General features: G+C 64.3%; 30 protein-coding genes. 28 read left to right on the top strand and 2 right to left on the bottom strand.

The features are described 5' to 3' along the window. Positions 1–61 precede the first annotated feature (61 nt). The 25 genes from DXZ73_RS34625 to DXZ73_RS34495 all read left to right on the top strand — a co-directional run bounded on the left by DXZ73_RS34625 (position 62) and on the right by DXZ73_RS34495 (position 23,505). Positions 62–1,018, top strand: coding sequence for a major capsid protein (locus DXZ73_RS34625; protein ID WP_116214888.1), 957 nt, complete (start codon positions 62–64; stop codon positions 1,016–1,018). A 187-nt stretch (positions 1,019–1,205) separates the two neighbouring features. Continuing rightward, complete coding sequence (locus DXZ73_RS34620) at positions 1,206–1,745, top strand: hypothetical protein (protein WP_162890449.1); 540 nt, start codon at positions 1,206–1,208, stop codon at positions 1,743–1,745. Continuing rightward, positions 1,742–2,086: a hypothetical protein gene (locus DXZ73_RS34615; protein ID WP_116214886.1), complete on the top strand. Its 345-nt coding sequence runs from the start codon at positions 1,742–1,744 to the stop codon at positions 2,084–2,086. Before DXZ73_RS34620 ends, DXZ73_RS34615 begins: the two co-directional genes overlap by 4 nt. 44 nt (positions 2,087–2,130) lie before the next feature. Continuing rightward, positions 2,131–2,343 (top strand): hypothetical protein, encoded by a 213-nt coding sequence (locus DXZ73_RS34610; RefSeq protein WP_162890448.1) that lies wholly within the window; start codon positions 2,131–2,133, stop codon positions 2,341–2,343. A gap of 1,019 nt (positions 2,344–3,362) precedes the next feature. Then, positions 3,363–3,926 (top strand): hypothetical protein, encoded by a 564-nt coding sequence (locus DXZ73_RS38530; protein ID WP_162890447.1) that lies wholly within the window; start codon positions 3,363–3,365, stop codon positions 3,924–3,926. 43 nt (positions 3,927–3,969) lie between these two features. Then, positions 3,970–4,281 (top strand): hypothetical protein, encoded by a 312-nt coding sequence (locus tag DXZ73_RS34595; protein ID WP_162890446.1) that lies wholly within the window; start codon positions 3,970–3,972, stop codon positions 4,279–4,281. Between the two features lie 415 nt (positions 4,282–4,696). Continuing rightward, positions 4,697–7,060: a phage tail tape measure protein gene (locus DXZ73_RS34590; RefSeq protein WP_240351622.1), complete on the top strand. Its 2,364-nt coding sequence runs from the start codon at positions 4,697–4,699 to the stop codon at positions 7,058–7,060. Positions 7,061–7,238: 178 nt separating this feature from the next. Next, entirely contained in the window at positions 7,239–8,303 is a 1,065-nt protein-coding gene (locus DXZ73_RS34585; protein WP_162890445.1) for a hypothetical protein, read from the top strand. Next, positions 8,290–10,530 carry a hypothetical protein gene (locus DXZ73_RS34580; RefSeq protein WP_162890444.1) on the top strand — a complete coding sequence of 747 codons (2,241 nt, stop codon included), beginning with the start codon at positions 8,290–8,292 and terminating at the stop codon, positions 10,528–10,530. Before DXZ73_RS34585 ends, DXZ73_RS34580 begins: the two co-directional genes overlap by 14 nt. 55 nt (positions 10,531–10,585) lie before the next feature. Continuing rightward, entirely contained in the window at positions 10,586–10,807 is a 222-nt protein-coding gene (locus DXZ73_RS34575; RefSeq protein ID WP_240351621.1) for a hypothetical protein, read from the top strand. Positions 10,808–10,893: 86 nt separating this feature from the next. Further along, positions 10,894–11,820, top strand: a complete 927-nt coding sequence (locus DXZ73_RS34570; RefSeq protein WP_116214878.1) for an N-acetylmuramoyl-L-alanine amidase — start codon at positions 10,894–10,896, stop codon at positions 11,818–11,820. Between the two features lie 8 nt (positions 11,821–11,828). Then, a complete protein-coding gene (locus tag DXZ73_RS34565; protein WP_116214877.1) occupies positions 11,829–12,026 on the top strand; it encodes a hypothetical protein in 198 nt (65 codons plus the stop codon). Then, positions 12,023–12,604, top strand: a complete 582-nt coding sequence (locus DXZ73_RS40315) for a hypothetical protein (RefSeq protein ID WP_338059151.1) — start codon at positions 12,023–12,025, stop codon at positions 12,602–12,604. The genes DXZ73_RS34565 and DXZ73_RS40315 overlap by 4 nt, the downstream gene beginning before the upstream one ends. A 221-nt stretch (positions 12,605–12,825) precedes the next feature. Next, positions 12,826–13,581, top strand: coding sequence for a hypothetical protein (locus tag DXZ73_RS34555; RefSeq protein WP_240351620.1), 756 nt, complete (start codon positions 12,826–12,828; stop codon positions 13,579–13,581). Positions 13,582–13,661: 80 nt separating this feature from the next. After that, a complete protein-coding gene (locus DXZ73_RS34550; RefSeq protein ID WP_116214874.1) occupies positions 13,662–14,357 on the top strand; it encodes a hypothetical protein in 696 nt (231 codons plus the stop codon). Between the two features lie 4 nt (positions 14,358–14,361). Then, positions 14,362–14,925: a DNA cytosine methyltransferase gene (locus DXZ73_RS34545; protein ID WP_338059164.1), complete on the top strand. Its 564-nt coding sequence runs from the start codon at positions 14,362–14,364 to the stop codon at positions 14,923–14,925. A gap of 61 nt (positions 14,926–14,986) precedes the next feature. Then, entirely contained in the window at positions 14,987–15,469 is a 483-nt protein-coding gene (locus tag DXZ73_RS34540) for a DNA (cytosine-5-)-methyltransferase (protein ID WP_116214872.1), read from the top strand. An 88-nt stretch (positions 15,470–15,557) separates the two neighbouring features. Next, positions 15,558–15,746: a hypothetical protein gene (locus tag DXZ73_RS34535; protein WP_205519291.1), complete on the top strand. Its 189-nt coding sequence runs from the start codon at positions 15,558–15,560 to the stop codon at positions 15,744–15,746. 338 nt (positions 15,747–16,084) lie between these two features. Then, positions 16,085–16,615 carry a hypothetical protein gene (locus DXZ73_RS34525; protein WP_116214869.1) on the top strand — a complete coding sequence of 177 codons (531 nt, stop codon included), beginning with the start codon at positions 16,085–16,087 and terminating at the stop codon, positions 16,613–16,615. A 157-nt stretch (positions 16,616–16,772) separates the two neighbouring features. Continuing rightward, positions 16,773–19,037, top strand: coding sequence for a phage/plasmid primase, P4 family (locus tag DXZ73_RS34520; protein WP_205519290.1), 2,265 nt, complete (start codon positions 16,773–16,775; stop codon positions 19,035–19,037). A 70-nt stretch (positions 19,038–19,107) separates the two neighbouring features. Then, a complete protein-coding gene (locus DXZ73_RS34515; RefSeq protein WP_116214867.1) occupies positions 19,108–20,955 on the top strand; it encodes a DNA polymerase in 1,848 nt (615 codons plus the stop codon). A gap of 474 nt (positions 20,956–21,429) precedes the next feature. Further along, positions 21,430–22,242 (top strand): sigma factor, encoded by an 813-nt coding sequence (locus tag DXZ73_RS34510; RefSeq protein WP_116214866.1) that lies wholly within the window; start codon positions 21,430–21,432, stop codon positions 22,240–22,242. After that, positions 22,236–22,769 carry an HNH endonuclease gene (locus DXZ73_RS40700; protein WP_116214865.1) on the top strand — a complete coding sequence of 178 codons (534 nt, stop codon included), beginning with the start codon at positions 22,236–22,238 and terminating at the stop codon, positions 22,767–22,769. Before DXZ73_RS34510 ends, DXZ73_RS40700 begins: the two co-directional genes overlap by 7 nt. Further along, positions 22,751–22,936: a hypothetical protein gene (locus DXZ73_RS34500; protein WP_116214864.1), complete on the top strand. Its 186-nt coding sequence runs from the start codon at positions 22,751–22,753 to the stop codon at positions 22,934–22,936. The genes DXZ73_RS40700 and DXZ73_RS34500 overlap by 19 nt, the downstream gene beginning before the upstream one ends. Before the next feature lie 158 nt (positions 22,937–23,094). Continuing rightward, complete coding sequence (locus DXZ73_RS34495; protein ID WP_162890443.1) at positions 23,095–23,505, top strand: hypothetical protein; 411 nt, start codon at positions 23,095–23,097, stop codon at positions 23,503–23,505. 195 nt (positions 23,506–23,700) lie between these two features. On the opposite strand, the gene DXZ73_RS34490 is transcribed toward DXZ73_RS34495, so the two are convergent. Together DXZ73_RS34490 and DXZ73_RS34485 are read right to left on the bottom strand one after the other, a co-directional pair. Then, entirely contained in the window at positions 23,701–23,910 is a 210-nt protein-coding gene (locus DXZ73_RS34490; protein ID WP_116214862.1) for a DUF397 domain-containing protein, read from the bottom strand. Further along, positions 23,907–24,737, bottom strand: a complete 831-nt coding sequence (locus DXZ73_RS34485) for a helix-turn-helix domain-containing protein (protein ID WP_116214861.1) — start codon at positions 24,735–24,737, stop codon at positions 23,907–23,909. The genes DXZ73_RS34490 and DXZ73_RS34485 overlap by 4 nt, the downstream gene beginning before the upstream one ends. A gap of 104 nt (positions 24,738–24,841) precedes the next feature. Here DXZ73_RS34485 and DXZ73_RS34480 point away from each other — a divergent pair, with 104 nt between their 5' ends. From DXZ73_RS34480 to DXZ73_RS34470, 3 genes are all read left to right on the top strand, one after another. After that, a complete protein-coding gene (locus DXZ73_RS34480) occupies positions 24,842–25,072 on the top strand; it encodes a hypothetical protein (protein ID WP_162890442.1) in 231 nt (76 codons plus the stop codon). Beyond that, complete coding sequence (locus DXZ73_RS34475) at positions 25,065–25,319, top strand: hypothetical protein (protein WP_240351619.1); 255 nt, start codon at positions 25,065–25,067, stop codon at positions 25,317–25,319. Before DXZ73_RS34480 ends, DXZ73_RS34475 begins: the two co-directional genes overlap by 8 nt. 172 nt (positions 25,320–25,491) lie before the next feature. Next, entirely contained in the window at positions 25,492–25,797 is a 306-nt protein-coding gene (locus DXZ73_RS34470) for a hypothetical protein (protein WP_116214859.1), read from the top strand. The last annotated feature ends 816 nt before the right edge of the window (positions 25,798–26,613 follow it).

The raw sequence follows: 26,613 nt of genomic DNA, 5'->3' as shown, positions 1-26,613 counted from the left end.
GGGGACGCACTCGACTGAGTGTCGTCCCTTTTCCATGCCCAAAATCAAGGGGACACACTAAATGGCGCTTACTCTGCCCGAGGCTGCGAAGCTCAGCACGACCGACCTACAGCGCGGGGTCATTGAGACGTTCGTTCAGGAGTCGAGCATTCTGGATCGTATCCCGCTGCTCAGCATTTCAGGCAACGCATACGCCTACAACGAGGAAGCAACCCTTCCGGGTGTCGAGTTTCGTGGCATCAATGAGGCATACAGCGAGTCCACGGGCACAGTGAATCAGAAGTCCGAATCCCTGGTAATTCTCGGTGGCGACGCGGACGTGGACCGTTTCATCGTCCAGACGCGCGGAAATCTCAATGATCAGCGCGCAGTCCAGACGCGTATGAAGGTCAAAGCCGCGAGTTTCAAGTTTGCGGACACCTTCTTTAATGGCGACGTTTCCGCGAACCCGAAGAGTTTCGACGGGCTCCGTAAGCGACTCACCGGGGCACAGGTAATTTCGGCCGGTGAAAACGGTGCTCCGATTGTCGGTGAGAGCGACAAGGATCGGCACGACTTCTTTGACCTTCTGGACGCTCTCATTGGCCGCGTACCGGGCCTGAACAGCACCAACGGCGCACTGTACGCCAATGCCGCGGTCATCGCCAAGATTAAGTCCGCTGCACGTCGTCTCGGCGGACACGAAATGGTGCAGGAAACTCTTACCGGCAAGATTGTGGGCACCTATAACGGAATCCCGCTGCTGGACCCGAATGCCACAGGTGGCGGTGCTGAGATTCTTCCGCAGACAGAGACGCACGGCAAGGCAACCGACACGAGTTCCATTTATGCCGTCCGTTTTGGCGAGGCTGAGGGAGACCAGGCCGTCACGGGCCTCACGAATGGAGGTGTCATGGTTGATGACCTCGGGCAGCTTGAGGTTAAGCCTGCTTACCGGACGCGCGTGGAATTCTATTGCGGGCTCGCCGTGTTCGGCGGTAAGGCTGCCGCGCGCCTTAATGGTGTCCTCGCCAAGTAGGCGAAAGGGGTAAGGAATTGCCACCGCGTAAGCGGGCAGCGTCCGCCCCGACGGTGCCGCACACGGATTCCTGTACTGCCCCGTCCCGTATCGAGAGCTTCCCGGTTCTCGACCCGGACGGGGCGGTCCGGAATGTGGTGCGGTGCCTTGAGTGCGGCGCACAGGAAATCGAATAGAGGGGGTGGCCGTGGCGCTTCCGGCATTGGCCACTGTGGACGAGCTTGCCGCGTGGATGCAGCGCGAGCCCGCCGAGCTTCCCCCGTCCGCCACGCTGGTGCTCGACACCGCGTCGGCGATCGTCCGCAGCGAAGCTCGACAACGCTTCACCAGGGGGACGACCACGGCGAGCCTGTTCGTCCGCTCGGGCGTGGTCCGGCTGCCGCAACTCCCCGTGCTCTCCGTCGAGTTGGTACGTGCCGGGGGGCGTGCGCTGCGGGCCGACGAGTGGAGGTTGCAGCGTGACCGGCTCCGGGTGCCGCTCGGCGTGATGGACCCGGTGACCGTGACCTACACCCACGGGTACGCGACGGTTCCGCCGGACGTGCGGGCAATCGTGCTCACGCTCGCCGGCCGGGTGCTGACCAACCCGAGTGATCTTCGGCAAGAGTCGGTCGGCTCGGTCAACGTCACCTACGCCGCGGAGACCATCGGGGCGTCTCTCGCACCGGTCGAGCGGGACCAACTGGCCCGGTACCGGCCGCGCGCTGCGGTGGTGGGGCTCGGGTGACGTTCCAGTACACACAGACGGTCGTGATCCTGCGGGCCCCGTACGTCACCGACCGATACGGCAACACCACGTCGGACCGTGATTGGTCGAGCGCGACCAGGACGACGGCCCGCCGGGTGTCCGTCCAGCCGGACGGGTCCACCGAGGACAGCGGAGACCGCCCTGCGGTGACGACAGGGCTCCGCCTGATCACCCGCCGCGGAGTCGACATCGACCTGATGCCCGGGGACCGGGTGGACGTCGCCGGGCGGGTGCTGGAGGTCGACGGCGAGCCCGCGCGGTACGTCGTCGGGGGCCGACACCACCACACCGAGGCCCGGTTAAAGGAGGTGAACGGGTAGTGCAGGTACGGAAGTTCAAACCCAACAAGGCGGGCATTAATTCCATGATGAAGACCCCGGAGACGGGGCGGGAGGTCGAGCGCATCGCGGGCCGTATCGCTGCGTCTGCGGCGGGGGCCGAGGGGAAGTTCCGGACCGACTCGGCGTTGGGCCGTAGGCGGTGGCGAGCCGCCGTGATCGGCAACCTCAACTTCCCGAAATCCGGTGGGCTCGCAGGGTCCCGGCGTGACCTGCTGCGCGGCATGGACGGTGGCTAATGGCCCGTCCCGTGGTCGTCATGCCGGACGCGGTGGCGGTGGTGGCGGGCTATCTCCGGGGCGCACTCAAGAGCGCTGGCAGGTCCGTCCCTGTGGTCTCCCGCGTCCCCAACCCGCGCCCTCCGGCGTTTGTCCGGGTGCAGCGCATCGGGGGCACACAGCAGACCCCCGTATCGGACCGCCCACGGCTCGACATTCATTGCTGGGCAGAGAGCGAAGCCGCAGCGCACGACCTCGCCGCGCTCACCCGTGCACTGCTCGGCGCACTTCCCGGTGTCCGGGACGGGGTGACCGTCTACCAGGTGAAGGAAGTCGGGGGCCCGATGTGGCTGCCTGATCCGGACACGAGTTCCCCGCGATACGCGTTTGCCGTGGAAGCGCACATTCGCGGGGTATTTAACTAGGGCTATTTTGACCTACTTCCATCATTCTCAATTGCAGCCTGTGCTACTTTACTGAAATCTTCGACACTAACCGCAAGTTCCACACCTTGTTGTTCTGCCTCTTCGAGTCTGCGGATATATCGGCCATAGTCGCTATTCGGATCTTCGTTTTCCTGGTCGATTCCCGGCCGGAGCCCGGCTGTGGCACATGAGGAAATTGAGCTCCACGTTTTGTGTGCCTGGTGGCGGACAGTGAAGCCCGCTCGAAGAACAGAGGCAGGGCCAAGTAAGCCGACCTCAAGCCAAGCATTCTCAACCTGATCCATCAATTCGCGAGCACGGGGCATCAGGCTAGTGTCAATAAGTTTGTGCGAGAGGTCTGCTAGGTCTGTGGCGTTCCGAATTAGAGCTTTGTATGCGTCGTGGCGTGGTTGACGTTGCTCTTTCTGGTAAGCCGCCCTGGCTGCAATCCGTGCCCCTTCCCGCTGGGACCACCCCGCCGCCAGTGCCGCACCGATCGTCGCAGCGGCTCCAGCAAGTGCACCGCACACAGCGGCCAATCCTGCATCCATGGCCACAGATCTTAGAGCTCCGGAGATGGACCGGAGTCACGAACTACCAATCTCAGGAGGAAAGTTGCCTCTGAACGCCAACGCCGTACGTGTCGCCCTCTCCGGTGCTGCGTACGTTGCTCCGAAGGGTGCTACGGCCCCGACCGATGCAACCACCGCTTGGCCGACTGCTGCTACCGATATCGGCTGGATCTCTGATGACGGAATCACCGAGAGCAATTCGGCTGACACCAGCGAAATCAAGGGCTGGCAGGGTGGGCAGACCGTCCGCAAGGTCATCAGCTCGTCGGAAATGACCTTTCAGTTCACGGCCATTGAGACCAGCAAGACCGTTCTTGAGCTGTACCACAAGGGCTCAAAGGTGGTCACGTCCAATGGCAAGAGCGTGCTTGCGATCAAGGCCCCTGGGCCGGACCGCCGGATGTTCGGTTTCGATGTGATCGACGGCAACAGTCATATCCGCATCGTGGTTCCGGACGGTGAGGTCACCGAGACCGGCGATATCACGTACAAGGGCGACGAAGCCGTTTCCTTCGAGCTGACGGTGACCGCCTATCCGAGTGCTGACGGCACGGTTGCGATCAAGTATTCCGATGACCCCGCGTGGTCCGACAAGCCTGCCGTATAAGCCATCGCTGAAACGTTCCGCCTACAACGTAAGAGGTACCACGTTGAGCACCACCTTTGATCTTGATTCCTGGGTGAAGGAAGCCCGTAGGGAACCGTTTTCTTTCACTCTGGCCGGTACGGACTTCAGGATGCCTGCCGCTGGCGAGCTGGATAAGTCCATTCTGTCCGCGGTGAACCTCGCGAACCCGAGTCCAACGGACATTGAGACCTTGCTGAGGGCGGGTCTCGGTGGTCAGTGGGCGAAGTTCGACGCCATACCGGCGCCCCTCGCCGCGCTCGGTGAGCTTTTCCGGCAGTGGCAGAAGCACGAGGGGGTTTCCCTGGGGGAATCCTCGGCCTCTGCCGACTCCTGAATGAGCACGGCGAGGCCATAGAAGCAGATCTACAGCGCTATTACGGTACGGACCTGCGCGACGTGTTCCGCCCCGGGTCGGGGCTGACGTGGCGTCGTCTGCGGGCGCTGATAACGGGCCTTCCGGCGGACTCGGCGCTAGCGCGGTCAATGGCCGGGGCGGATCACGCGTGGACGCTGGAAACGCAGCTGCTCGCGGCAGTGCACGACCGGCTCGCTGAGGCCAATTGGCAGCGGGGCAACCAGGGTTCGAAAACGCCGACCAGGCGCCCGCAGCCCATTCCCCGCCCCGGTGTCCGCTCGGGCCGGATCGGCGGGACGAAACGCGACGTGCGCGAAGTGGCGCGGTATCTCGCGCAGTTCCAGCCGGAGAACGGGGGTGATCCGGTATAGCTGTTGAAGTCGGTGTGGGCTATGTGTCCATCGTTCCTGAGGTTCAGGGGTTCGCCAATCAGCTACAGCAGCACGTAACAGGCCCCTCGCAGCGCGCGGGAGAGCAGGGCGGGCAGGAAGCCGGCGAGAGCTTCACCGGGAAAATGGGCGGGGTCCTCAAGGGCGGGCTTGTCGCCGTTGGTCTCGCTGCTGCGGCGGTGCTGACCAAGGGGTTCATGGATGCGCTCGACCAGGGCGCTATCAACGGCACGATCCAGGCGCAGTTGGGCTCTACGCCCGAGGATGCCAAGCGCTACGGCAAGGCTGCGGGTCAGCTTTACGCGGGTGGTGTCACCGACAGCGTGGAGGAGGCCGCGCAGTCCATATCGGGGGTCATGCGCTCGGGCATCCTCCCGCCGGACGCCACGAACGAGCAGATCCAGAGCATTTCCAGCAAGGTCACAGACCTTTCGAAAACCTTCGAATTGGACCTGGGTCAGACCAGTAACGCTGTCGGCCAGATACTCAAAAACGGGCTCGCGAAAGACGGTACGGAAGCGCTCGACATTCTGACCGTCGGAATGCAGAAGATGGGTCCGCGGGCCGATGACATGGCGGATACCTTCAATGAGTATTCGACCAAGTTCCGCGATCTTGGATTGTCTGCCGCAGACGCCATGGGGCTTATGTCTCAGGGTATGCAGGCGGGTGCGCGAGATACAGATACTGTCGCCGATGCTCTGAAGGAATTTCAGATCAGGGCGACAGACGGAAGCAAGTCCAGTACCGAGGCGTACGAGGCTATCGGCCTCAGTGCCGAGGACATGACCAAAAAGATAGCGGCGGGTGGCGCTGGTGCCCGCGAGGGGCTGCAACAGGTCCTGGATGGAATCAAGGGGATTAAGGACCCTGCCGAACGGTCGCAGGCGGCTGTAGGGCTTTTTGGAACTAAGGCCGAGGATCTTGGTAAAGCGCTGTTCGCGCTCGACCCCAAGACGGCCGTGAAGGCACTCGGAGACACAGGTGGCGCAGCCGAGAAGATGGGCGATGCGCTGCACAACAATGCGGGTGCTCGGATCGAGCAGTTCAAGCGCAGTCTTGAAGTCGGGTTGACCAACTTCATGGGGGACAAGATAATCCCCGCGCTGACCTCTTTCGGCAGTTTCCTGGGGACCACATTTGGCCCCGCTCTGAGTACCGGCAAGGATCTGGTATCGGGTTTTTTCTCGGCCTTCACCAGCTCAGCCGGCGGATCCTCTATCGCGTCCTTCGGGCAGTCCCTCGCTACGGCGGGTGGAGTCCTGCGGGATGCGTTCATGCCCGGGTTGCAGGGGCTCGTCTCGCTCGCGCAAACGAAACTGCTTCCAGCACTGCAAGGGCTCGGAAACGTCCTGTTCAATCAGCTCGTACCGGCGTTCATGACGCTCTATACGAATGTGGTCGGTGCGGTTGTTCCCATCCTGTCGTCTCTCGGCCGCATCCTGTTGGAGGTCATTTGGCCTGCCGTGATGCGGGTGTACTCGTCCATTGTCGAGAACTTGCAGCCGATCTTTGCCGCCCTGTCGGATTTCATATCGCAGCGGGTGGCGCCTGCCGTTCAGATGATGGGCGAAAAGCTACAGGGCGTGGTCGAGAAAGCCCGTCCGCTGATCGAGGTTGTCACGGGGGTTGTGTCGTGGCTCGCTCGTCTTGCGGCGGACATTCTCGGTGTGGTGATTCCTGTGATTATTCGGCTTGCGGGGCCGACGTTCTCGGCCCTGTTCTCGGCGATAGGCACCGTGATCGGTTTGATCGGGAATTTGATCGGGTGGCTGTCCTCGGTCGCAACGAGTCTGCGTGATGCTGCGCGGTCGGTCGCAGATTTCACGTCCAGTGCCGTTCGGAAATTTGGTGAATTCATCGACTGGGTGCGAGGTCTCCCGGGTTGGATCAGGAATTCGCTCGGCGATTTTGGCCGTCTGCTGGTCGACAAGGGGGCCGATCTGGCACGCGGAATCTGGGAGGGCATCCGGGGGATGGGAAGGTGGCTTAGGGACAGGCTCTTTGGCTGGGCCCGTTCTGCCATTCCCGGGCCGATTGCCAAGGCGCTCGGAATTCATTCGCCCTCGCGTCTCATGCGCGACCAGATCGGCCGGTGGATTCCAGCGGGTGTGGTGGACGGTATCGACGCCGAGCAGTCCACGTTGGATGCCCGAATTCAGTCCATGGTCACGGTGCCCCGGATCGATCCCGTACGCCTCGCCGGACCCGTGCGGGCCCCCTCGGTCAGTACGGCCCGGGACAACGTTCTAGACGCTGCCATACGGGCGCTGGAGAGCGAGCGGGCCCGGGAAATCGTGGTGCGCGTCGGAGAGACCGAGATAGCCCGTGCCGTGGCGGCCGGGCAACGACAACTCGCCAGGAGGTGACGACGAAATGGGCATGTGGATTGGCCGACCCGGGGCGCTCCGGGAGTTCACGGACGCAGCGACCACGTTCGACCGGTCGCCGACGCTCGGTGTTACCGAGTTCCGGAGTCTGGGCGGGGGTGTCACCACGTGGGCGCCCCAGGTGCAGCCGAGGCGGCTCAAACTCGCGTGGCGCGCGATGCTTCCGGACGACCTCGCGCACGTGGACCGTCTCGCCCGCCGGGTGGACGGTCCCGGGCCCGTGGTGGTCATCGATCCGGCAGCCGGCAACCTGCTGACTGCCAACCATGCCGCGGGGCTCGCCCCGGCGCCCGGTCAGGCGTCCTGGTGGTCCACGCCGAACGTGACCACCACCAGCACGCCATACGCGCCGGTCCTGGCCTCGCTCCAAGCCCCGGACGACTTGACCACCCTCGTGTGGTACGCCCCGACTCCGACGCAGGCGTACCCCGTGGTCCCGGGTCGACAGGTGACGTGGTGGGCTCCCTCGCTCGCGGGGGTGGCACAGGAACTGCGGATGTGGTGCTACGGCGCAGACGGCGCCTACGTGACGTGGTTCTTCAGCGCGTACACCGACCGCCCGTTGGTCGTCACCGTGCCGGACAACGTGGCCTATGTGCGGGTCGGGGTCAAGCTCCACCGTAGCTTCACCGCCCTGCCCGTCGGGCCGTCCCTTCTCGCGCTGACGACCCCGGAGCATGCCGCGCTCCGCGTCGGGAATCGACAGGCATTTTCCGCGGCACAGCAGGCGGGAAAGGTCCCGCTCACTCAATACGCCGTGACGGGGACGGGTGGGGCGCTCTCGGATGTGGGCGGGCTCGCCCACGTCACGATGCCGAATGGCGGGTTGATCTACTGGGTTCCGACTGCCGGAGCACACGGGTTCCCGATCACGCCTGGCCAACTGGCCGTGTTTGCAGCGCAGTTCAGCAAATCGACATCACTGGGCGTCGACTTCCGGAACAGCACCGGTGAAGTGGTCGCCAGTGTCGGGCGGCAAGCCGCCGCCGCTCCGCCGGGCGCTGCGTATGCCCGCCCGTGGGTGAGTGTGTCCTCGACCACCGCGGCAACGCCGATCGGCTCGGCCTCGCTGATGGTGTGGGACCAGGCCCCGCCCCTGCCCGCCGGCGAGGGGGCACCGCTGCTCAGCATCACCGGATACGGACAGTCCATCCAGCCCGGACAACTCGCCGCGCGTGACGTGACCCTGGAACTGGTGGAGGTGATCAGTGCGACAGGCTGACGCTGCCCTGAACGCAGCACTCAAGAGCGGCGAGCGCGCCGCCGCGCACAGTGTCCGGCTCGGCGGTCGTGAGCTGGGCGCACAGGTGGCGTCCTGGTCGCTCGACCGCTCGTATGCAACCGATCTGCCCGACGCTATGCGGGCATTTTCCGGCAGCTCATCCGCACAGCTTGAAGTGGACGTGACCGGTGCTGGAGGCGCGAGTGCTCCAGCGCTCTACGGGCCGTGGGCGCCTCGCTCGACAGGGGACGTGACCCGCCCCGGGCAGTCGGCCACCCACCGGTGGGGGCTGAACGGGTCGACGCTTGGCACCTTCCGCGGAGCGGTGCGCAGCCGCAGCGCCGCGAGCGGCACGGATGTGGTGCGCCTGTCCGCGCTGGACGGGGCCGAGCGGCTGCGCATGCCTGCGCGGGTGCCGAGACCCGACGGAACTCTGAGGTTCACCGGGTGGTCGACCCCGTGGGTTGCAAGCCCCGTGTGGGTGGTCGACCACTTGCTACGGGCCGCAGGAATCCACACGTGCCCTCCCCCGCGTCCGGGCTGCGTGCTCTACGCCTCGCTGCATGGCGGAGTAGCTGCCGACATTGGCTATCTCGAATCGGTGTGGGGCAGTTGGCGCGAGTGGTACAAGGAAGGCGCACCGTTCGAGTGCGCGGCCGAGGGAGGGTTCACCGACCCTTACCGGGCAACGTACGTCCCGGAGGGACTGCCGTCCTTCGACTATGGCGGAACCTGGTACGAGTTCTATGCGGTCAACCAGAAACCATACAGCCTGGACTCGGCCGTAGAGATTCACACCACGTGGTCTATCTCTCAGGGTTGGAATCAGAATCTGACGCTCAGCGTTAATTTCACCCAGGGCACCATGTCGGCTTACTGCGGACGCAACGACGACCCGACGAAAAATGCTTACATCAACTGGAAGTGGCCGCTGCTGAAGACCGAGGGCAAGCGGCTGCATGTCGGCTGGTGGGTGCGGTACCGCGCGCCCAACCAAATCGCTATCACGCCCGTCGTCACGGTCGACAACGGCGCTCCGGCATTCCTCCCTGACGGATGGTTCGATGCCACCGTGATGCGCTTCGCATCAGCTCTCGACCGAGTGAGATTCAGCCTCACGAACCTCCGCGCCGAGTGCTTCCAAATGTCCTCACTCACCGCACAGCCCACCACCCTTGCCGAAGTGACACAGGAAGGGACGTGGAAGCGCAGCGCCTCGCTCAGCCGGCCCCGCTTTCCGCTGCGCATGCTGCCTGCCATACGCGGCACGGCATGGGATGTGATCACCGAGATAGCCCGCGCCACCCTCGCCACCGCAGAGTTCACAGCGGACGGGCATTTCCTCTGGAAGGATCACACGCGCTGGAGTGACCCGCCGACTTCCGCCGATGTGGAAGTCACCTCATCGCGTGAACTCGCAGGACTCACCATCACGGAAGAAATTGACGCATGCCGTAATTACTGCACGGTCCGGGTATCTGACTGGGACGCTGTCCGTGCGGGAAAGGCGGAGATCCTCAGGGACAGCGTATCGCCCATGCCCATTGGGCCGGGGGAAACCCTGGTCCGGTCCATCCCCATTCAGGAGACCAAGACCGACCCGCGCACGCCGAAGTGCCTACAGACAGGCGGCAGCACGGACGTACCAGACACGGTGGTCATCCGTGACGGTGCGGACCCTGACTCGGCGCTCTTGCAATGGAGCATCGACGTGACCATGCGCAGAGACCTGGGGGGTATCACCCTCTCACTGCGCAACAGGGACGACAACCGCACCATCTACTACCACGGCGCGCAGCTCACCACCCTTGCCCCGGACGGCGAGCCCGGACACTGGATGTGGTCGGCGTGGAATGAGTACAGCCAGCGCGCATACGGCACACAGGCATACGAGCACGACGTAAAAGGGTGGGTGCAAGACCTCGCCTCGGCAAAGGCGTTGGCGGAGACACTGCGCGACGCTGGAGCGTGGCCCGTCCCGCTGATGCAATCGGTGGAGATCCTGCCCGACCCCCGGATTGAACTCGGGGATGTGGTTCGCGTACGGGACAGCACGGGGGCTCGACTGGACACCCTGGCATGGGTGATCGGGATCAAAACGTCCGGGACTGGTGGACAGGTGACGCAGACACTCACCCTCCGCGGGACCGCCAATCAAGGCGAACCGCAAGACGCGGGACTGACACCCGACCCGCCCACGGACCCGAACACGCCCCCGCCACCGTAGGAACAGCAAAAGGGGGAATGTGAGTGAGGACAGACGCGACCAAGAGCCGCTAGGCGTGGTCAGCATCGGAGCCCGCGAAATCTACGACGAAGTGGTCGGGCTCCGCGAGGACATGCGCTCGGTAGCCGAGAAAGGCGAGGAACTACATACTCACGTGGCCGACCACGAAACCCGCATACGGGATTTGGAGCGCTGGAAATATGCCCTGCCGATCGCTGCGGTATCCGGTGTGGTGGCTGCTGGTGCAGCCGTCGCAAAGGCGACCGGCAAGGCGTAGCTGGCGAGCAGCGCAGTAGAACTCAGATACCCCGCCCCGGAGCGACCGGGCGGGGTTTCTTCATGCCCACAGAAAGGTGACTCACCATGGCTTGGTACCCCAACGCCAGCAAAATGGAGCTACAGCCCGAATCGGATGACCAACCCGCCATCCGACCAACACAGCTTATTTTTCACAGCATTGCCGCGGCGTGGACCCCGCGGCGGACCTATGAGTTCTGGCGGGACTCCACGAATCTAGAGAGCCATTTCGGCGTTGGCTATGACGGTTCGACTGCCCAGTACATCGGCACCGAGACGCGAGCGGACGCAAATTACCTCGCCAACCGACGCGGAGACGGCAGCGGGGCCGTCAGCGTCGAGACCGCGAGCAACGACGACGCAAGCGACCCGTGGACTCCGGCGCAGGTGCGCACGCTTATCGAGATCGGCGTGTGGATGCACCAGCATCACGGGATCCCGCTACGTATCTGCCGCTCGCACGATGACCCCGGATTTGGTTTCCACCGGCTGTACAGCCCGTGGGCCGATGGGGGCACCGACTGTCCCGGAGATGCGCGCGTTGCGCAGTTCTACGGCGAGGTTTTCCCCGGGATCGTCGCCGCGGCGAACGGCCAGACACCGACCACGACTGACCCTAAGGGAGACGACATGCCTTACACCCGCGCCGAGTACAGCGGCGACACTCTGACGCTGGAGCGCAACACCTGGACGCCCGTAGAGATCAACGGCGCAGACCTTTACCCGGGTGCTCAGTCCTACTCCGGCACGGTCTATCTGACGCTCACTACTCCCTCTGGAATCGTGATCCAGGGCCGTTTCTATCACCAGGCCGAGGACGGCCGTCGGTGGGACGGTCCGATCATCGAGCGCATCGCGACCAGTGGCAGTAGCTTCGTGGACTTTACGCACGCGGGGTTCGTCTCCTCCGGCGAGAGCGTGCGCTTCGAGATGACCAGTAGCGAGGACGCCACCGTCACGGCCCGCCGCGTCGCCGGCCTGTACTGGAAGTGAGTGGGCGCATGGACTTCATACGCACCCACCCCGCCCGTATCTACGCCGTGCTCGTCACGGTCGTCGCCCTGGTCGTGCACTACGTGCCCGATCTGCCGGACGCGCTGATCCTGGCCGTGGCGGCCGCCGTGCTCGGTGTCGGCGAGGGCGTCCAGCGCACCGAGAACCACAAGACCCGCGCAGCCGACTACGAGCTGATCGCATGACCTGCCGGCACGTGGCACTGATCGGGCGGGCCCGGGCCGGTAAGGACACGATCGGCGCCCGCCTGGTCGCGCGGCATAACTTCGCACGCGTGGCGTTCGCTGACCCTCTCCGGTACGCAGCGCTCGGCCTTGACCCCATTGTCAGTGCCGAGTCGACAGCCCTCGGGGCCCTCCCGATACGGCTGTCTGACACGGTGCGCCAGCACGGATGGGAGCGCGCCAAAGAGCGCCCCGAAGTGCGGCGAACCCTGCAACGGCTCGGGGAAGCTATGCGGCTGCACGATCCTGCGATCTGGCTCCGGCTCGCCCTGACCAAGGTGGACACCGCCGACCGATGGGCGGTGCCCGTCGTCATCACCGACGTGCGGCACACCAACGAAGCCGAGGCACTGCGCGAGCGTGGGTTCCTCCTCGTCCGCGTAGTGCGCCCCGGTGATCACGGACCGGTGAGCCGGGACGAGCGGCAGCACGTCAGTGAGACCGCACTGGACGGCTTCCCCGCGGACGCAGTGCTGACCAACGGCGGGTCTCTCGCCGAGCTGCACCAGGCAGCGGACGGGCTCGCGGTCCCGCGCTGACATCAGCGTGACGGGGTGGCAGAAGTGACCCCCAACCCTCTTCTTTCTTATTTTTTCTTGTGTTTCTAAAAAATAGGACTGAACCGTCACTCTGCCACCCCTCTTACCCCAACCCATCAAATCCCGAGGGGGACTTACGCATGCCCGGACCCATTCGGACTATCAAGCGCGGTGGCTCGCGCTTCTACATCAGCCCTGAGACCGCCGAGAAGGTGCCTGGTGTGACCAGCATCGTCGGCATGCTTCCAAAGCCATACCTGACGTTCTGGGCGGCCCGCATGACCGCAGAAACGGCAGTCTCCAACCTGCCCGCGGTGGCATCGATCGCCGAGCGCGACGAGACCGGGGCCGTTGACTACCTCCGCAACGCACACACCCGGTACACCAAGCTACGGGCCCGAGTTGGCTCCGATGCTCACGACCTTTTCGAACGCATGATTCGCCTGGAAGAGATCGGCCGTGTTCATCCGGACCTAGAGCCCTACCGGCTCGGATTCGCGGAGTTCCTTACCGCTGTGCGCCCGCAGTTGATCCGCGCCGAAGATGTGGCCTGGTCCGACGAGCACGGATATGCGGGCTCGTTTGATGCCATTGTGCGGGTACGGCTCGGTGAGGATGGCAAGCCCGATCACGAACACGGCGAGTGGCACACGCTCATGGTCGATTGGAAGACGTCCAAGGGCGCCTACCCGGACGTGGCGCTACAGCTCGCTGCGTACGCGCATGCTGACCGGGTGATTTCCCCGGATGGTGTGTCCGAGCCCATGCCGAAGGTGGACGGTGCAGCGGTACTCCACATCACCCCGGAGGGCTGGGTGTTCAAGCCCGTTCGCATTGATGAGGAGATTTTCAACGTCTTCCTGACACTGCGTCATGTCTTCCAGTGGGACCGCGAGATCAGCAAGACCGTTTTCGGTGTACCGATCGCCGAGAGCGTCCGCCGGCTCATCACCGGGACGCAGCGCCGCGCAGCCTGACAACAGCACACGCAGACCCGAGCGGGCCGACCAACGTGGCTCGCTTTTTTCATGCCCAAAACCAGGGAGGACTAGCCACCATGGCTATTCGTATCTTTGAGACCGACCCGTCCGCCAAGCCGAAGGCGGCGTTCGCAGATGACACCGTTGGGCGCTTCCACGGCGGTAAGCAGGAGAACGGGGTTCCCGTTGCTCTCAACGATTGGCGTGTGACCACGGGGGATCCGGAGGTTGCCGCGGCTGTTGCTCAGCTCATGGGCGGCACTCCGGTTGAGACCGACTCGACTTCCGAGAACTACATCGAGGTTTTGACGACCAAGGATAAGGTCAAGATTGTTCTCTCCGGCCCTGACGCGATTGCGTCGGACCTCAAGCTGTGGAACGGTTCGAGCCTGATTCATCACTGCGACGGTGTTGAATTCCTGTCGCCGGATGAGGACAAGGGTAAGCCGTGCCACTGCCCGGCCCTGATGGAGGACCGTAAGGCGGCTGCCAAGTCAAAGCGGGGTCCGGCTCCGTCCATTGCAGTAACGTTCCGCCTTGCCGAGGATTACGACCTTGGCCTTTTCCGTCTTCAGACGGGCTCGTGGAAGCTGGCCGAGGTTCTGCACGAGGTAGAGAACGCGCTGGACAAGGTGGGTGGCGAGGCGCTGGCCGAACTTTCGCTTGAGCTCGTGGAGTTCACCACCAAGGCGGGGCGCGACGTCTCTTACCGCAAGCCGGTAATCCGCGTCCTCAAGTCCTGGAACGACGCGGTAGCCGACCCGCAGTTCTAGCCGGCTGGGGGCTCCGGAGACTGCTGCGGGGCCCCTCTTTTCGCGGGGGAAACACATACCAATTCTTGAGCTGTGCGCCGGTTACGGCGGCATCGGGCGGGCTGTTGAAGCTCTGACCGGGGACAGGATCAAGATCGTTGCGGAAATTGATCCGTACGCGTCTTTGATCCTGGCGACTCGCTATCCGCACGCACGCAACATCGGAGACATTACCCAATTTGATTGGGCCACCATCACGGGAGAGGTGGACATCATCACGGCGGGGTTCCCCTGCCAAGACATCAGTAACGCGGGGAAGAGGGCGGGGATTCATGGCGAACGGTCGGGTATCTGGGAAAGCGTTCTCGAAAGCGTTCGCGTTCTTCGACCACGGTTCGTTTTCTTGGAGAACGTATCCGCCATCCGAAACAGGGGCCTCGCGCACGTACTCGCGGGGCTGGCCGAGAGCGGGTATGACGCACGATGGACTTGCTTTCGAGCGTCCGCAGTTGGAGCCGCCCACCACCGAGATAGGTGGTTCCTCGTCGCCACCCCTGCTACCGACTCCGCTGGCATCCGACGCGTCTAAGGGACCGGATTTCGCGCGGGAGGCGAGACAGGGAAGCGGTGGACAGGATCTCGTTACCGCCGTGGCGCGGCTCTTCGACAAGGAACGCGCACACAAGCTGTTCAAGACCCCAACCGCAAATCTGGGATCGAATGGTGCCCCGCAGCATCCTGACAAGCGCAAGGCCGGTGGGCACGGACCGAATCTCGATGATGAGGTTTCATTTCTGCTGCCGGTCGACCCGGACACCGCCGAGGAAACCCCTGGTGCCTTCCACTCTCCGCCGGAATGGTGGGCCGAGTTCGCCCCTGCTGTGCACCGCTGGGAAACACTCATGGGCTCGCCGGCCCCGGTGCCGGTCGAGTTCGGACCCCGCGGTGGTCGACGGCTCGCGTCCGTTTTCGCCGAGTGGTTGATGGGGCTACCGCGAGGCTGGATCACACATATCCCGGGGCTCAACCGAGCACGTCAGCTGAAGGCTGCCGGAAACGGCGTCGTGTCACAACAGGCATTCACTGCCTATCTGCATCTTTTGAACTACAAGGAGGAACCCGGAAATGGGTAAGCGGGGGGTTGTTGCCGACTACGGCGGCGAGGAACTGTATCGGGGTGATCTAGTCGCGTACGCGGCAAGGCAAGGAAACCGAGTTCGAATGGCTGACGCCATCGTGGACAAGGTGACAACTCGACTGGTGGACGGGCGCCTTAGGCCCATGCTGCGGGTCCGTCCGACCGGAACCGAGTCCGGCTTCGCCAAGCGCCGCTCGCTCCGACGGGAGTGGATTACCGCGGAACATGTGCGGCTGATCATCCCCGACGCGACGGGTGAACGAGACCAGTAGGACGCAAGACAGGAAGGGCCGGAGAGCACCCGCGAGGTGCTGTCCGGCCCTTTCGCATAGGGGGACGGATGGAACTCAGAATTTCGGCGGTAAACGCCCCGCCACTCGGGGATGTTCGGGCGCTCGAAGCGGGTGACGTGCTGTGGCTCATGCCCGGATACCAGCGCCGTACCGATTGGGTGCGGTACCTCGCTGCGGCTGCCCATGCCATGGCACGGGGCGCACAGATACGGCACGGGGAGGGCGAGTGACTGCCGCTCTCATCATCGCTGCCGTGTTCGCCGCTCTGCTGCTCGCGGTCACGGCGACTGTTGCTGTGCTCGCCTGGTGGTGGGGCCGTGGCTAACCCCAACAAGCAGAAGGGGACCGCTTGGGAGTCGGCAATTCGCGACTACTTGAACCGGTTCCTCGGTCTGGTGGACGAGCATGGCCGCCTCCACGCCCCGATGAACGGCGAGAACGTCCGCAGAGCCGCGCAGGAAGGCGCCCGCGATGTGGGCGATATCCACGCCGCGCCGTTCGTTCTGGAAGCTAAAAACACCGCAAGTCCCGCCGTGCCGACGTGGATTCGACAGGCAGAGACCGAGGCGCGTCACGCCGGGTTTCCGTACGGGGTAGCCGTGCGCAAGGTTCGCGGCGCTGCGGTCACTACAGGCCGTGTGCACTTCGGTGTTCGGACGTGGACGCGGGTGCGGCTCGCCCTCGGGCACACCGCCCGGGACATGTACGAGCTGTACGGGTTCAGCATCAGCACACGCGGGCTCGACTCGGGCCGCTGGTACCTGACGACAACGCTCCGCGATTTTGCGCAGCTGCTCGCTGACTACCGCAGCACCCGGGCGGAGGTGAGCGCTCGTGATGCTCGCTGATCTGCTCTCCCGGTTCGAGTCCGTCACGGACCAGGCAGACGGGGGTTACGTCGCCGCGTGCCCCGCTCACCAGGACTCTCGCCCGAGTCTCCGTATATGGAGGGGCGAGGACCTGAAAGTCAGGCTCACGTGCCGCGCCGGCTGTGACACGGCGGACGTGATCTCAGCGGCTCGGCTCACCTGGTCCGACCTGTTCAACGTGTCGGGCCCGGGTGCCACGGTTCCGGCTGAGCGTCCCGAGCTGGTGCCCGTCGCGCAGACGGCAGCGCTCGCCGCGTACGCCGACCGCACGGGGCTCGCTCTCGGCGACTACTCGGCCGAGTGGTCCGCCCGTGCCCGGGACTACCTCGCCGATCGGTTCGGGCTCGACATGGACACCGCCGCGGAACTCGGGCTCGGTGTCGACGACGGGCACCAGGGCGACGGGTTCCCCTATCTCTCCCGCCTGTACCGCGAGCATCCCCGGGTGACCGTGCCCCTGTACGGGTTCGATGGCGTTGCCCGAGGGCTACAGGGTCGGGACATCGGCGGGCAGTGCCCCGCACGCTGGCTGTCCCTGATCAACCCGCGGGGGCTGCGCTGGTCGCCGTACGGCTGGTTCCAGGGCGGCGGCGGATACGGCACGGTCCTGATCACTGAGGGGCCCGGGGACGCGCTCACGGCCGTGGGAGTCGGGTACGACGCCGTTGCCATCCGGGGCGCGAGCCTCGCCGGCTCGCCCGAACTGGTCGCCGAACTCGCCGAGGGGCTACGCGGACAGCTCGTCATCATCTGCGGAGACAACGACCGTGCGGGCAACGGCTTTTCGGCCCGGCTCGCTGATGGGCTGACCGCGCACGGGGTCACGGCCCTGGTGCTCGACATTCCGCACCCGGGCGACGACCTGACCGACTGGCGCGAGCGCGACCCGCGGGCGTTCCCCGCCGAGCTGCACCGTGCAGTCAAGGGGGCCCGACCGGTCCGGCAGTCCGCCGAGCGGGAAGCGGCGGCCCGTACCGCCGAGCTGACCAACCGAACCGGCGCCGACACCGTGTCCCGCGACCAGGGCGCCGAGGCTGCCGAGATCCTGTCCAAGCTCGTCAGCACGTACGGCGAGAGCGACGCCATGAACGCTCACGCGCTGGTCGCGTGGTCGGGGGGCCGCATCCGGTACGCGGCGGGACTCGGGTTCTACACGTGGAATGGCTCGGTCTGGGTCCGCAGTGACATGCGGGTGCGGCAGGAAATCCACCGTATGGGCGCCGCGTTGGTGCTCGCCGGTCAGAACCAGCTAGCGCGCGGGTTCACGATGACCAGCCGGATTGACGCGCTACTGACCGAGCTTTGTTCCGTGCCCAACGTGTCCATTGCGGTGGCCGATTTTGATAACCGGCCCGATCTGCTGAACTTCAAGAATGGCACGGTTGATCTCCGCACGGGCCGACTCCGCCCGCACGACCAGGCGGACCTACTGACGTACGCGCTCGATATCGACTACAACCCGCACGCGACATGTCCGCGGTGGGAATCATTCCTCGCCGAGATCTTCCCGGGCATGCCGGAGATGCCCGCATACATTCAACGGCTGGTCGGCTACGGCATCACCGGACACACCACGGAACAGTCATTCGGTGTGCTGTGGGGCAAGGGCGCCAACGGAAAAAGCGTACTGGTGGACACCATGACTTCGGTGTTCCGCGCCATCACACGCACGACTCCGTTCGCCACGTTTGAGGAGCGCAAGAGCGGCGGTATCCCGAATGACATTGCAGCATTGCGTGGGGCTCGCCTGGTCATGGCGTCCGAGGGCGAGTCCGGCAAGCCCATGTCCGAATCCATCCTCAAGGGGGTGACCGGTAAGGACATGATCTCGGCACGGTTCTTGCGTCAAGAGTTCTTCGAGTTCAAGCCGTCCTTTTTGCTGCTATTGGCAACCAACCATAAGCCGAAGTTCAGAAGCCAGGATGATGGGCTTTGGCGGCGCGTCAAGTTGCTGCCTTTCAAGCGTTGGTTTGCGCCAGAGGAGAGGGACCCGGACCTAGACCGGAAGCTACTCGCCGAGGCTGAGGGGATCGCAGCATGGGCTGTGCGCGGGGCCATGGCGTGGTATCGGGGTGGACTGCAAGACCCACAGGTCATCATGGGTGCAAGTCAGGAGTACCGCGAGACCTCGGACCCGCTCGCGGGCTTCCTACCGGGCGTGCTGGAGTCCGCCGACGAGGCCGTTGTGATCAATGGAAACGACGCGTTCAACGCATATCTCGAATGGTGCGAGGCCGAGAATCTGCCCGCTAAGGAACAGTGGACCAGGCGGTCTTTTTACGACGCCATGGAGGAACGCGGGGCCGTGCGCAAGAAGACCAACAAAGGCATTGCACTGGGCGGGCTCCGCCTAGCCGACGAAAGCCCCGATGCGGTCGGTCCGGGAATCTTCGGCAACTAACACCAACACACGCAGGGCTGCTCACCTACACCAGGTGGGCAGCCCCCTTTTTTGCTTTGAGGGGGAAGTTATGAAGGTTTTCCGGTATGAGATAGCCAGCGAGCCGGTCACGGTACACGTGCCCGAGACCACCAACGATCTAGACGAGTTCTGGGAATGGTTCTACCAGGCACGCGGGCGCGGGCCAATCGCCGTGGACACCGAGACCACGGGCCTGGACGTTTTCAGTTCGACTTTCCGGCTCCGCACAGTGCAGTTTGGCGACGCTCACGACGCGTGGGTTTTGCCATACGAGCGAGGCGGGTACTTCGCCTCTTCCGCCCGTGACGCGCTGGCGCGGGCACGCCACATCCTCATCCACAACGCGCCCTATGACTGGCTGGTGTTGGACCGGCACGCGGGCATTCCCCTGGAAGACCTCGCACCGTGGACGACAGACACGCGCGTGTTGGCGGCGCTCATTGACCCGAGGCAGCCCCAAGAGGGCGGCATAGGTACGGGCTTGAAGCCCCTTTCCGCGTATTGGGTAGACCCCGCCTCGCCCGACACTCAGGCGGGGCTTACCGCGGTATTCAGGTCCCTCGGGCTGACCAAAGAAACCGGGTGGGCAGGCATCCCGCTGGAAGACCCAACTTTCCTTCTCTACGCGGGGCTTGACGTACTGCTGACTGCTCGGCTCGAACCGAAGCTACGGCGCGAACTCGCGCGGCTCGGTGTGCGCCCCGAGCTGGTCACGTACGAGCATGAGATAGCGAGGCTGTGCGCCCACATGCAGCGCACGGGCCTGGTGCTCGATCTCGACTACACGCACCAGCTCGACCGCCGGCTACGCGACGACGCACAGCAGTACGCCGACCAGGCCGCGCGGTACGGGGTGACCAACGTCAACTCGACGGCGCAGTTGGCCGAGGCGTTCGTGGGCATGGGCGAGACGCTGACCGAGCGGACCGACTCGGGGGCCGTCAAGGTGGACAAGGCAGTCCTGTCCCGCCTCGCGGACCTGTCCCTACAGGGCGAACCGCTCGACACCCGCACGCCAAATCCCTTGGCTGTGGCGGTACTTCGGAGCAAGCGGGCCGGGAAGTGGGGGAAGGCGTACGCGCGGACGTTCCTGGACACTGTGGACGCCGCGGGTCGCGTGCACCCGTTCATATCCCCGCTCGCCGCTCGCACGGGTCGGATGTCCATCACGCGTCCGGCGCTCCAAACCCTTCCGTCCTCGGACGCCATGATCCGGCGCTGTCTGCTCGCCGATGACGGGCACGTCGTGATCTCAACTGACTTCAGCGCCGTAGAAATGCGCGTCCTCGCTGCCCTCGCCGACGTGAGGCGTATGAAAGAGGCGATATCCGGGGGCGAGGATCTGCACGACTTCACGGCCCGACTCGTATTCGGTCGGAACTTCACCAAAGCCCATCGAAAGCTAGCTAAGGCAATCGGGTTCGGGAAGGTGTACGGCGGCGGTGCGCAAACGATCTCGCGTCAGTCTGGCGCCCCTATCGAGGATGTACAGCGCGCCCTAAGGGCGTACGACAAGCTGTATCCGGAGATTCGTCGAGCCGCTTCACGCTGGCAGCGCGAGGCATTTCAAACAGGCATGGTCTCGATTTCTGCGACCGGTCGCCGGCTGCCATTGGACCGGGACCGCACATACGCCGTAACGAACTACATGTGTCAAAGCGCTGCCCGTGACGTGCTCGGACAGTCCATGTTGAATACCGAATCCGCTGGACTGCTCGAATACTGCCGCTTGCCTATTCATGACGAGCTGTTGGCTTCAGTCCCAAAGAAGGAGGCCGAGGAGATAGCCCGCGAGTTCGAAAAGTGCATGACGTGGCCCCTCTACGGGGTGCCCATCGAGGCCGAGGCAGAGATAGGCGGCCGGTCGTGGGGCAGCCTGTACGGCGCCGATTACTGATCACCGCCTTCGCCGAGCGCCGTGGTATTTGCTCGCGGACATTTAACACCCGCCCTCGGTTGTGCTGCCAATGGTCACGAAGTGATCAAGAGGGCGAGCCCTTGATCCTCCTCAAGTAGGAGAGCAGACGGCGCAAACCATTCTCGCGAGTGAAGACCCTTCACAACTTTCACTCGGCGTGACATGAAGATCTCAACTAGGGGTGTGATTTAGAGCTTTTAAAGCAATGTGTCCCGCTTTCAACTGTATTAACAGCTTTGCCGCTTTCATTTCCGACCCCTAAGTTCGGAAAGCAAGCAGTGATTAGGCAATGCGCAAGCCCCGTCCTGCGACACCGGGACGGGGCTTTTTCATGCCCTTTTTAAAGCGCATTGAGTAAGGGTCACGGCCCCTTTCTGGCCTTCGCACGCCCCGTTCCGGGCAAGCCCTGCTCCCCACGAGGAGCAAAGCCACCCGAACACGGAGCGATGCTCAATGACGCACCTGACTGCGGACATGATTGCGGCAGCCAAGCGGAACGAAATCGATGCAGTAAGTGCCGTAATAGCGGAGACGGAAACCCTTATCCTGCAACGAGCCTCTAACTACGCCACAAATTTCGGTCTAACTGACCATGATTTGGCGGAAGATCTTGCTCAGGCTGGCCGCATCACTGTATGGGAGTACCTCGGGAAATTTGACGGCGAAAGCGGTGCCCAGTTCATGGCGTTCATTGACAGGGAGTTGCGCTCTGTGATGCGTAATCTTCGACGGCAGATCAGCCGACCCGGTGTCACTGAGCAGGCGGTGAAGGATTTCGACCTAGCCCTGACCTTGGCGGCCGGCGACCCCTATGACGCGGCTCGGATCGCGAGCACCGATGCGATGGGTTCGCGCAAGATGAGCCCTGGGCACGCGCATGCCGCGCTGCTGTCCTGGCTCGGCACGGATTCGCTCGACCGCCCGCTGAATGAAGACCTGTACGGCGACACAATCACCCTCGGGGACGTGGTCGCTGCCGAGAGTGGTGTCCCTGCCGATCTGCTCGATCACACCGACTACGAGAGCACCAGGCGCAAGACCATCCGCAAGCAAGTCCACCACAGCTTGGGCCTGTTGAGCGAACGGCAGCGTCACGTACTCAAAGCCGATCACGGCATATCCCCGGTGCGTGACTACGGGCAGCACGGTTCGGACGCGGAGTTGGCTGCGGACATGAACACCACCCCAAAGGCAGTGCACGAAGCTCGCTGCAAAGCGCAGAAACGTTTCGCCGAGCTGTACCGGGCGGGAGCTCGGGCATGGTGAAGACCTGCGCAAAGTGTCGAGTGACTAAAGCAGTTGGGGAGTTCTACGCGGCACCCGACAACCGTGACGGGCTGACGGGCGCTTGCAAGGTCTGTAAGCGTGCCGCGGCAAAGGCGCACGCAGATGCCAACCGAGAGGTAGTCCGCGAGCGGGCGCGGGACTGCCGAGAACGCAACCGAGACAAGGTTCGAGCCTCCAGAAAACGTTGGCGTGACGCCCATCGGGACCAAGAGCAGGCCCGAGCCAGACAGTGGAAGCGTGAGAACCCGGACGCGCACGCTCGGCACAAGTCCAAGGATCGGGCTCGCCGGTACGGCGCCGACCACGAGCCGTACAGCCGCGCGGCGATATTCGAGCGTTGGGGCTCGCGCTGCTGCTACTGCGACAGCGAGGCTACGACCCTTGACCACGTGGCCCCGCTTGGGTTCGGCGGGCACGACGTAGAGCGCAACGTGGCGCCCGCATGCCAACCCTGCAACTCCAGCAAAGGGCGGAAGACGCTCGCGGAATGGGCGCTCACGTGGTGACCATCCCGACTCGTGACGGCGGAACCGTGACCGTCACCCGCTGCGGCGCCCTGGTGGACATTCACGTCCGGGACGTCGAGGGGCGCACAGTCGCTACGGTCACCCGCCGAGCCGGCGAGGTCCCACTACTGCTGTCCGGTCCGCCGGACCGCCGCGACGTCCGATAGCCCAAATCCCCCGCTTCGGCGGGGGATTTTTGCGTACAGCGGCAGGGTTCGCCCGTCAAGAGCCGCCGAACCTAGGCCGCACTGGGCAAGATCACCCACGCTACCCATATCCGTAAATTCCCCTTCCCAAGATCGAACACCTGATCTAGCGTGGTCGCATGGCTACACACTGCAAGGAGTCCCGAGTTCAGACAACGGTGCATGTACAGACCCAAGCGGGCTGGACGGAGTGCCCCACCCTGCCCACCGTGCTGGGCGAGGACCAGATCGGATCGTGTGAGGATCTGGCCCTGATTCTGGAATCACAAGGCGGAGTCGTGGCACGCCTGCTGCGAACCGCCAAGTACTCGGGCTTCCGCCTGTTGGCCAGGCACACCCCCACGCGCGTGCTCGCCGGCTCGGTCGAGTGGGTCCGCAGCCCCGAATCCGGAATCTGGGTGCAGTGGGACGAGCCATGGACCGCATGCCAGTACGGGCAGCACAAGCCCACCAAACTGGACGCCATACGCCGAGTCCGCGGCAGAGGGCTGCGCCCTGCGGGCATCTGCGACACGCCCCGCCACTTGTAAAGAGTGACGGGGTCGAGGGGCGGCGCGCGCGTGGGGCGTGTACCTCGCTGACCTCACGCCCGAGCCAGGACCGCCCGACCAGCGGGCCCGAGCCGTGTTCGTGTCCTTCGGCCTTGCTGCCTAATACCAAGACCCGCCGCTCCGAAGAGGATGGAGCGGCGGGGCCTGTAACGCGCTTCGGGTAGTCAGGAGTGGTCAGACGCTGCCGAACTGTCCAGCCTTGACGCCTGCCACGAAGGATGAGAATGCATCGGCGGGGAAGTCCATGACCGGGCCGTTCGGGTCCTTGGAGTCACGGACGGGGACCACGCCGCGCGTGGTGACAAAGTCGGCGGCAATCTCGACGCAGGCGCCGCCGTTACCACTGTAGGAGGACTTGAACCAACGGGGGGAATCGGTCTTCACGAGATGCCCTTTCGTACCTGCTCGATCACGGCCACAGATGCAGCCTGAGAAAGCGCTTCGGCCTGCAACTGATGGTAGGCGGTCAGTACGGGCAGTACGAACGTACTTTCACGTTCGAGATGGCCCCGGTGGGCCGATTCGGCGTAGGACATCAGCGAGCGGTCCGGCAGCGTCAGGATGTAGAGCGGCAAGTTGAACGGCCTGCGCGCCCCCATGGAGAACGGCGCAACTTGCAACACGGTGTTCGGCAGCTCGGCGAACTCAAGCAGGCGCGCGAACTGAGCATCCATGACAGCAGGGTCCCCCATCGGTCGGCGGATGCACCCTTCGTCAAGTACCGCGAAGATCAGGGGCGACGGCGACCGTACAAGGGTGGCTTGCCGTTTCGCCACCAGCTGCACTCGCTCGTCAGCTTGTTCGGGAGTGATCGCCTCCCGCCGTACCGCATCCGCTTCTAGCGTCGCTGCATACTCCGGTGTCTGGAGCAGACCAGGGATGACGCCCACCTCATACAGCCTGACCTCTGTGGCTCGTGCTTCGTGCGTCACGTACTCCGGGAATCCTTCAATGAGCGCCGTGTGACGCACGGCACTGCTCTGACGTTCGAGTCTGTCCCCCGTGCCGAACACCCTGTCGGCACTCTTCGCAAAGCGGGTAGTTGGCGGACGTCGACCAGTTTCGACGGCGGAAATGTGCGTTCCGGAGCACCCCATGCGCTCGCCTAGATCGTCTTGCGTCCAGCCGCGCTCGTCCCGCAGCGCACGTAACCGCTGCCCGAAGCGCGCACCAGGCGACTCTTCGGGGTCCAGTTCCTTACGGTTCACCATCCAGGCTCCCAACTCTCCGAGCAATCCTCGCAAGTTGAAGACACTCTGACTGTAGGTCACGCTGAACCTCCCCGGCAGTGGAAGCACTACGGAGGGGAGCGGCCATGTCCAGCAAGAACGTTCGCACCAAGCGGAGGGCGGAACCGTTGCCCTCATTGCCTCACTCGCCCGGCGTCGGCGGCATCGTCGTCGGCATGCTCGTCGATCAGTGCAAGCGCTGTACGAGCCTGAACAACATGCGCCGGTCGGCGTGGGTGGCCTGTGACTGGGACCTGGACGCGTGGGCCCGCGAAGAGTCCCGCCGGCACTGGGAGGAGGCGCACCGCAATGGATGATCAGCACCGGACGGCCTTCGCCGTCAACCAGCACGGAACCGCCCAATGGGCCCCCGGACTAGGGGAGCTGGTCACCGACCCCGCGCGCGATCAAGTCGGCAAGGTGATCGGTTGGGACGGCCGGAAGGTGACTCTTCGCCCGCTGGACGGCGGAGACCCCTGGCACACCACCACGTACCGCCGAGCCACCGACAACGAGCGCCTTCGCGCCCGCGTCACCCTGCTCAACCGGGCGCGTAGATGGTGATCCATTGCCGAGTCTGTGACCGGTTCCGAGACGCCGTCAACGGGGCTACAGGAAGGCTTCAGTGGGCCAAGGTGCAGCGCGACAAAGCCGCGATCCGCAGGGCTGAGAAAGAGTTGGCCGAGTTCAGCGCGGGATGGGGCACCCACAACGCGCGTGCCCACGGGGAGGTGTGATGCCCGAGCCTCACTGGCCGATAGTTGAGCAGCATCCCGCCGACGCGGAGCGCACTCGCCCGCCCTTCGTGGTCGCATCGGCCGAACCCCCTGCGCCCCCGGCAGGTGACGTGACGGCGGACGCGCTGACCCCCGCCTACAGCCCGACCGTCTACGACACCCAGGAATTCCGCGATCAACTCGCCCAGGTCGTCATTGCCCGGTTGCGCGAGTGGCAGGAAGGCATGGACGAGTTGCGCACGCTGGTCGACGCCGCGCAGCGGCTCGAAGCGTTCTGCCTGCCGCACCAGCACGGCACCCCCTAGACCGCCTGCCCCTCTGCGGCGCCCGCATCCCCCGAGGCGCCATGCCGATGACAGAGGGGCGGGCACCAACGCCCGGTCGACCGTCGGTTGAGGTCCAGCGGTCGACCGGGTACCCACCCCCTTCCGGCTGTACGGGGGACAGCCGGAAGGCTTCAACAGACTCCGCCCCGCTGGGTCATGGATGATGCGCCTCTTACACATCACCTATCCCGGCAGGGGCGGGAACCACGCCCGCCCGGTCGCCCCCTTAGGACGGTCGGCGGCCGGGCGGGTGTACGTAACTCCTGCACACGTGGATGCCGAGTGCGGGACCATGTGACACCAGCCACAGGCATATAAGCGGACGGCAGGAGAAGTCATGCACAAGCCCGAGATCACCAACAAGACCAATGCACGGGCCAGGGCGCACCTGGGGGCACAAGGCAGGCTCAGGTGCAAGCGGTGCAACTCCGCGCGGGTCTCAGTCCATGACCAGGGCTCTCTAGGGGTGCTCATCATGTGCGAGGAACCTGGTTGCCTGTCCGCGCATTCGGTCTTTCAGTGACCAAGCGTTAGGAGTGTCATGAACTGCACCAATTGCGGGTCCAGCAATGTCACCGTCTACCCGCAGGAAGATGGGTCGGCGTACTGCGAATGCGGAGACTGCAACTGCTCCTTCACGATCAACCCGTGACGGAGTCCCCTCCGATGTAACCCCGATCTGGTGGCACCCCCGACCGGACAAGCCTTGAGCGTGGGCAGACGTGCCCGGACCAAGCAGACGCGCTTGAGCTCTCGCCCCGGTCCGCCCCTTCACTGGGGTGCCGCTTCGCAGGT

This window comes from Streptoverticillium olivoreticuli subsp. olivoreticuli (genome assembly GCF_003391135.1).
GTDB lineage: Bacteria > Actinomycetota > Actinomycetes > Streptomycetales > Streptomycetaceae > Streptomyces > Streptomyces blastmyceticus.
The sequence above is the reverse complement of the archived record's forward strand: the minus strand, read 5'-3'. Positions and strand labels throughout refer to the sequence as shown.

Bases quoted from the DNA above. Each gene is read 5' to 3' on its own strand.
- DXZ73_RS34625 (WP_116214888.1), top strand. From the start codon at position 62: ATGGCGCTTACTCTGCCCGAGGCTGCGAAGCTCAGCACGACCGACCTA.
- DXZ73_RS34610 (WP_162890448.1), top strand. From the start codon at position 2,131: ATGATGAAGACCCCGGAGACGGGGCGGGAGGTCGAGCGCATCGCGGGC.
- DXZ73_RS34585 (WP_162890445.1), top strand. From the start codon at position 7,239: ATGCTTCCGGACGACCTCGCGCACGTGGACCGTCTCGCCCGCCGGGTG.
- DXZ73_RS34570 (WP_116214878.1), top strand. From the start codon at position 10,894: ATGGCTTGGTACCCCAACGCCAGCAAAATGGAGCTACAGCCCGAATCG.
- DXZ73_RS34565 (WP_116214877.1), top strand. From the start codon at position 11,829: ATGGACTTCATACGCACCCACCCCGCCCGTATCTACGCCGTGCTCGTC.
- DXZ73_RS40315 (WP_338059151.1), top strand. From the start codon at position 12,023: ATGACCTGCCGGCACGTGGCACTGATCGGGCGGGCCCGGGCCGGTAAG.
- DXZ73_RS34550 (WP_116214874.1), top strand. From the start codon at position 13,662: ATGGCTATTCGTATCTTTGAGACCGACCCGTCCGCCAAGCCGAAGGCG.
- DXZ73_RS34535 (WP_205519291.1), top strand. From the start codon at position 15,558: ATGGCTGACGCCATCGTGGACAAGGTGACAACTCGACTGGTGGACGGG.
- DXZ73_RS34515 (WP_116214867.1), top strand. From the start codon at position 19,108: ATGAAGGTTTTCCGGTATGAGATAGCCAGCGAGCCGGTCACGGTACAC.
- DXZ73_RS34510 (WP_116214866.1), top strand. From the start codon at position 21,430: ATGACGCACCTGACTGCGGACATGATTGCGGCAGCCAAGCGGAACGAA.
- DXZ73_RS40700 (WP_116214865.1), top strand. From the start codon at position 22,236: ATGGTGAAGACCTGCGCAAAGTGTCGAGTGACTAAAGCAGTTGGGGAG.
- DXZ73_RS34500 (WP_116214864.1), top strand. From the start codon at position 22,751: ATGGGCGCTCACGTGGTGACCATCCCGACTCGTGACGGCGGAACCGTG.
- DXZ73_RS34495 (WP_162890443.1), top strand. From the start codon at position 23,095: ATGGCTACACACTGCAAGGAGTCCCGAGTTCAGACAACGGTGCATGTA.
- DXZ73_RS34485 (WP_116214861.1), bottom strand. From the start codon at position 24,737: ATGGTGAACCGTAAGGAACTGGACCCCGAAGAGTCGCCTGGTGCGCGC.
- DXZ73_RS34480 (WP_162890442.1), top strand. From the start codon at position 24,842: ATGTCCAGCAAGAACGTTCGCACCAAGCGGAGGGCGGAACCGTTGCCC.
- DXZ73_RS34475 (WP_240351619.1), top strand. From the start codon at position 25,065: ATGGATGATCAGCACCGGACGGCCTTCGCCGTCAACCAGCACGGAACC.
- DXZ73_RS34470 (WP_116214859.1), top strand. From the start codon at position 25,492: ATGCCCGAGCCTCACTGGCCGATAGTTGAGCAGCATCCCGCCGACGCG.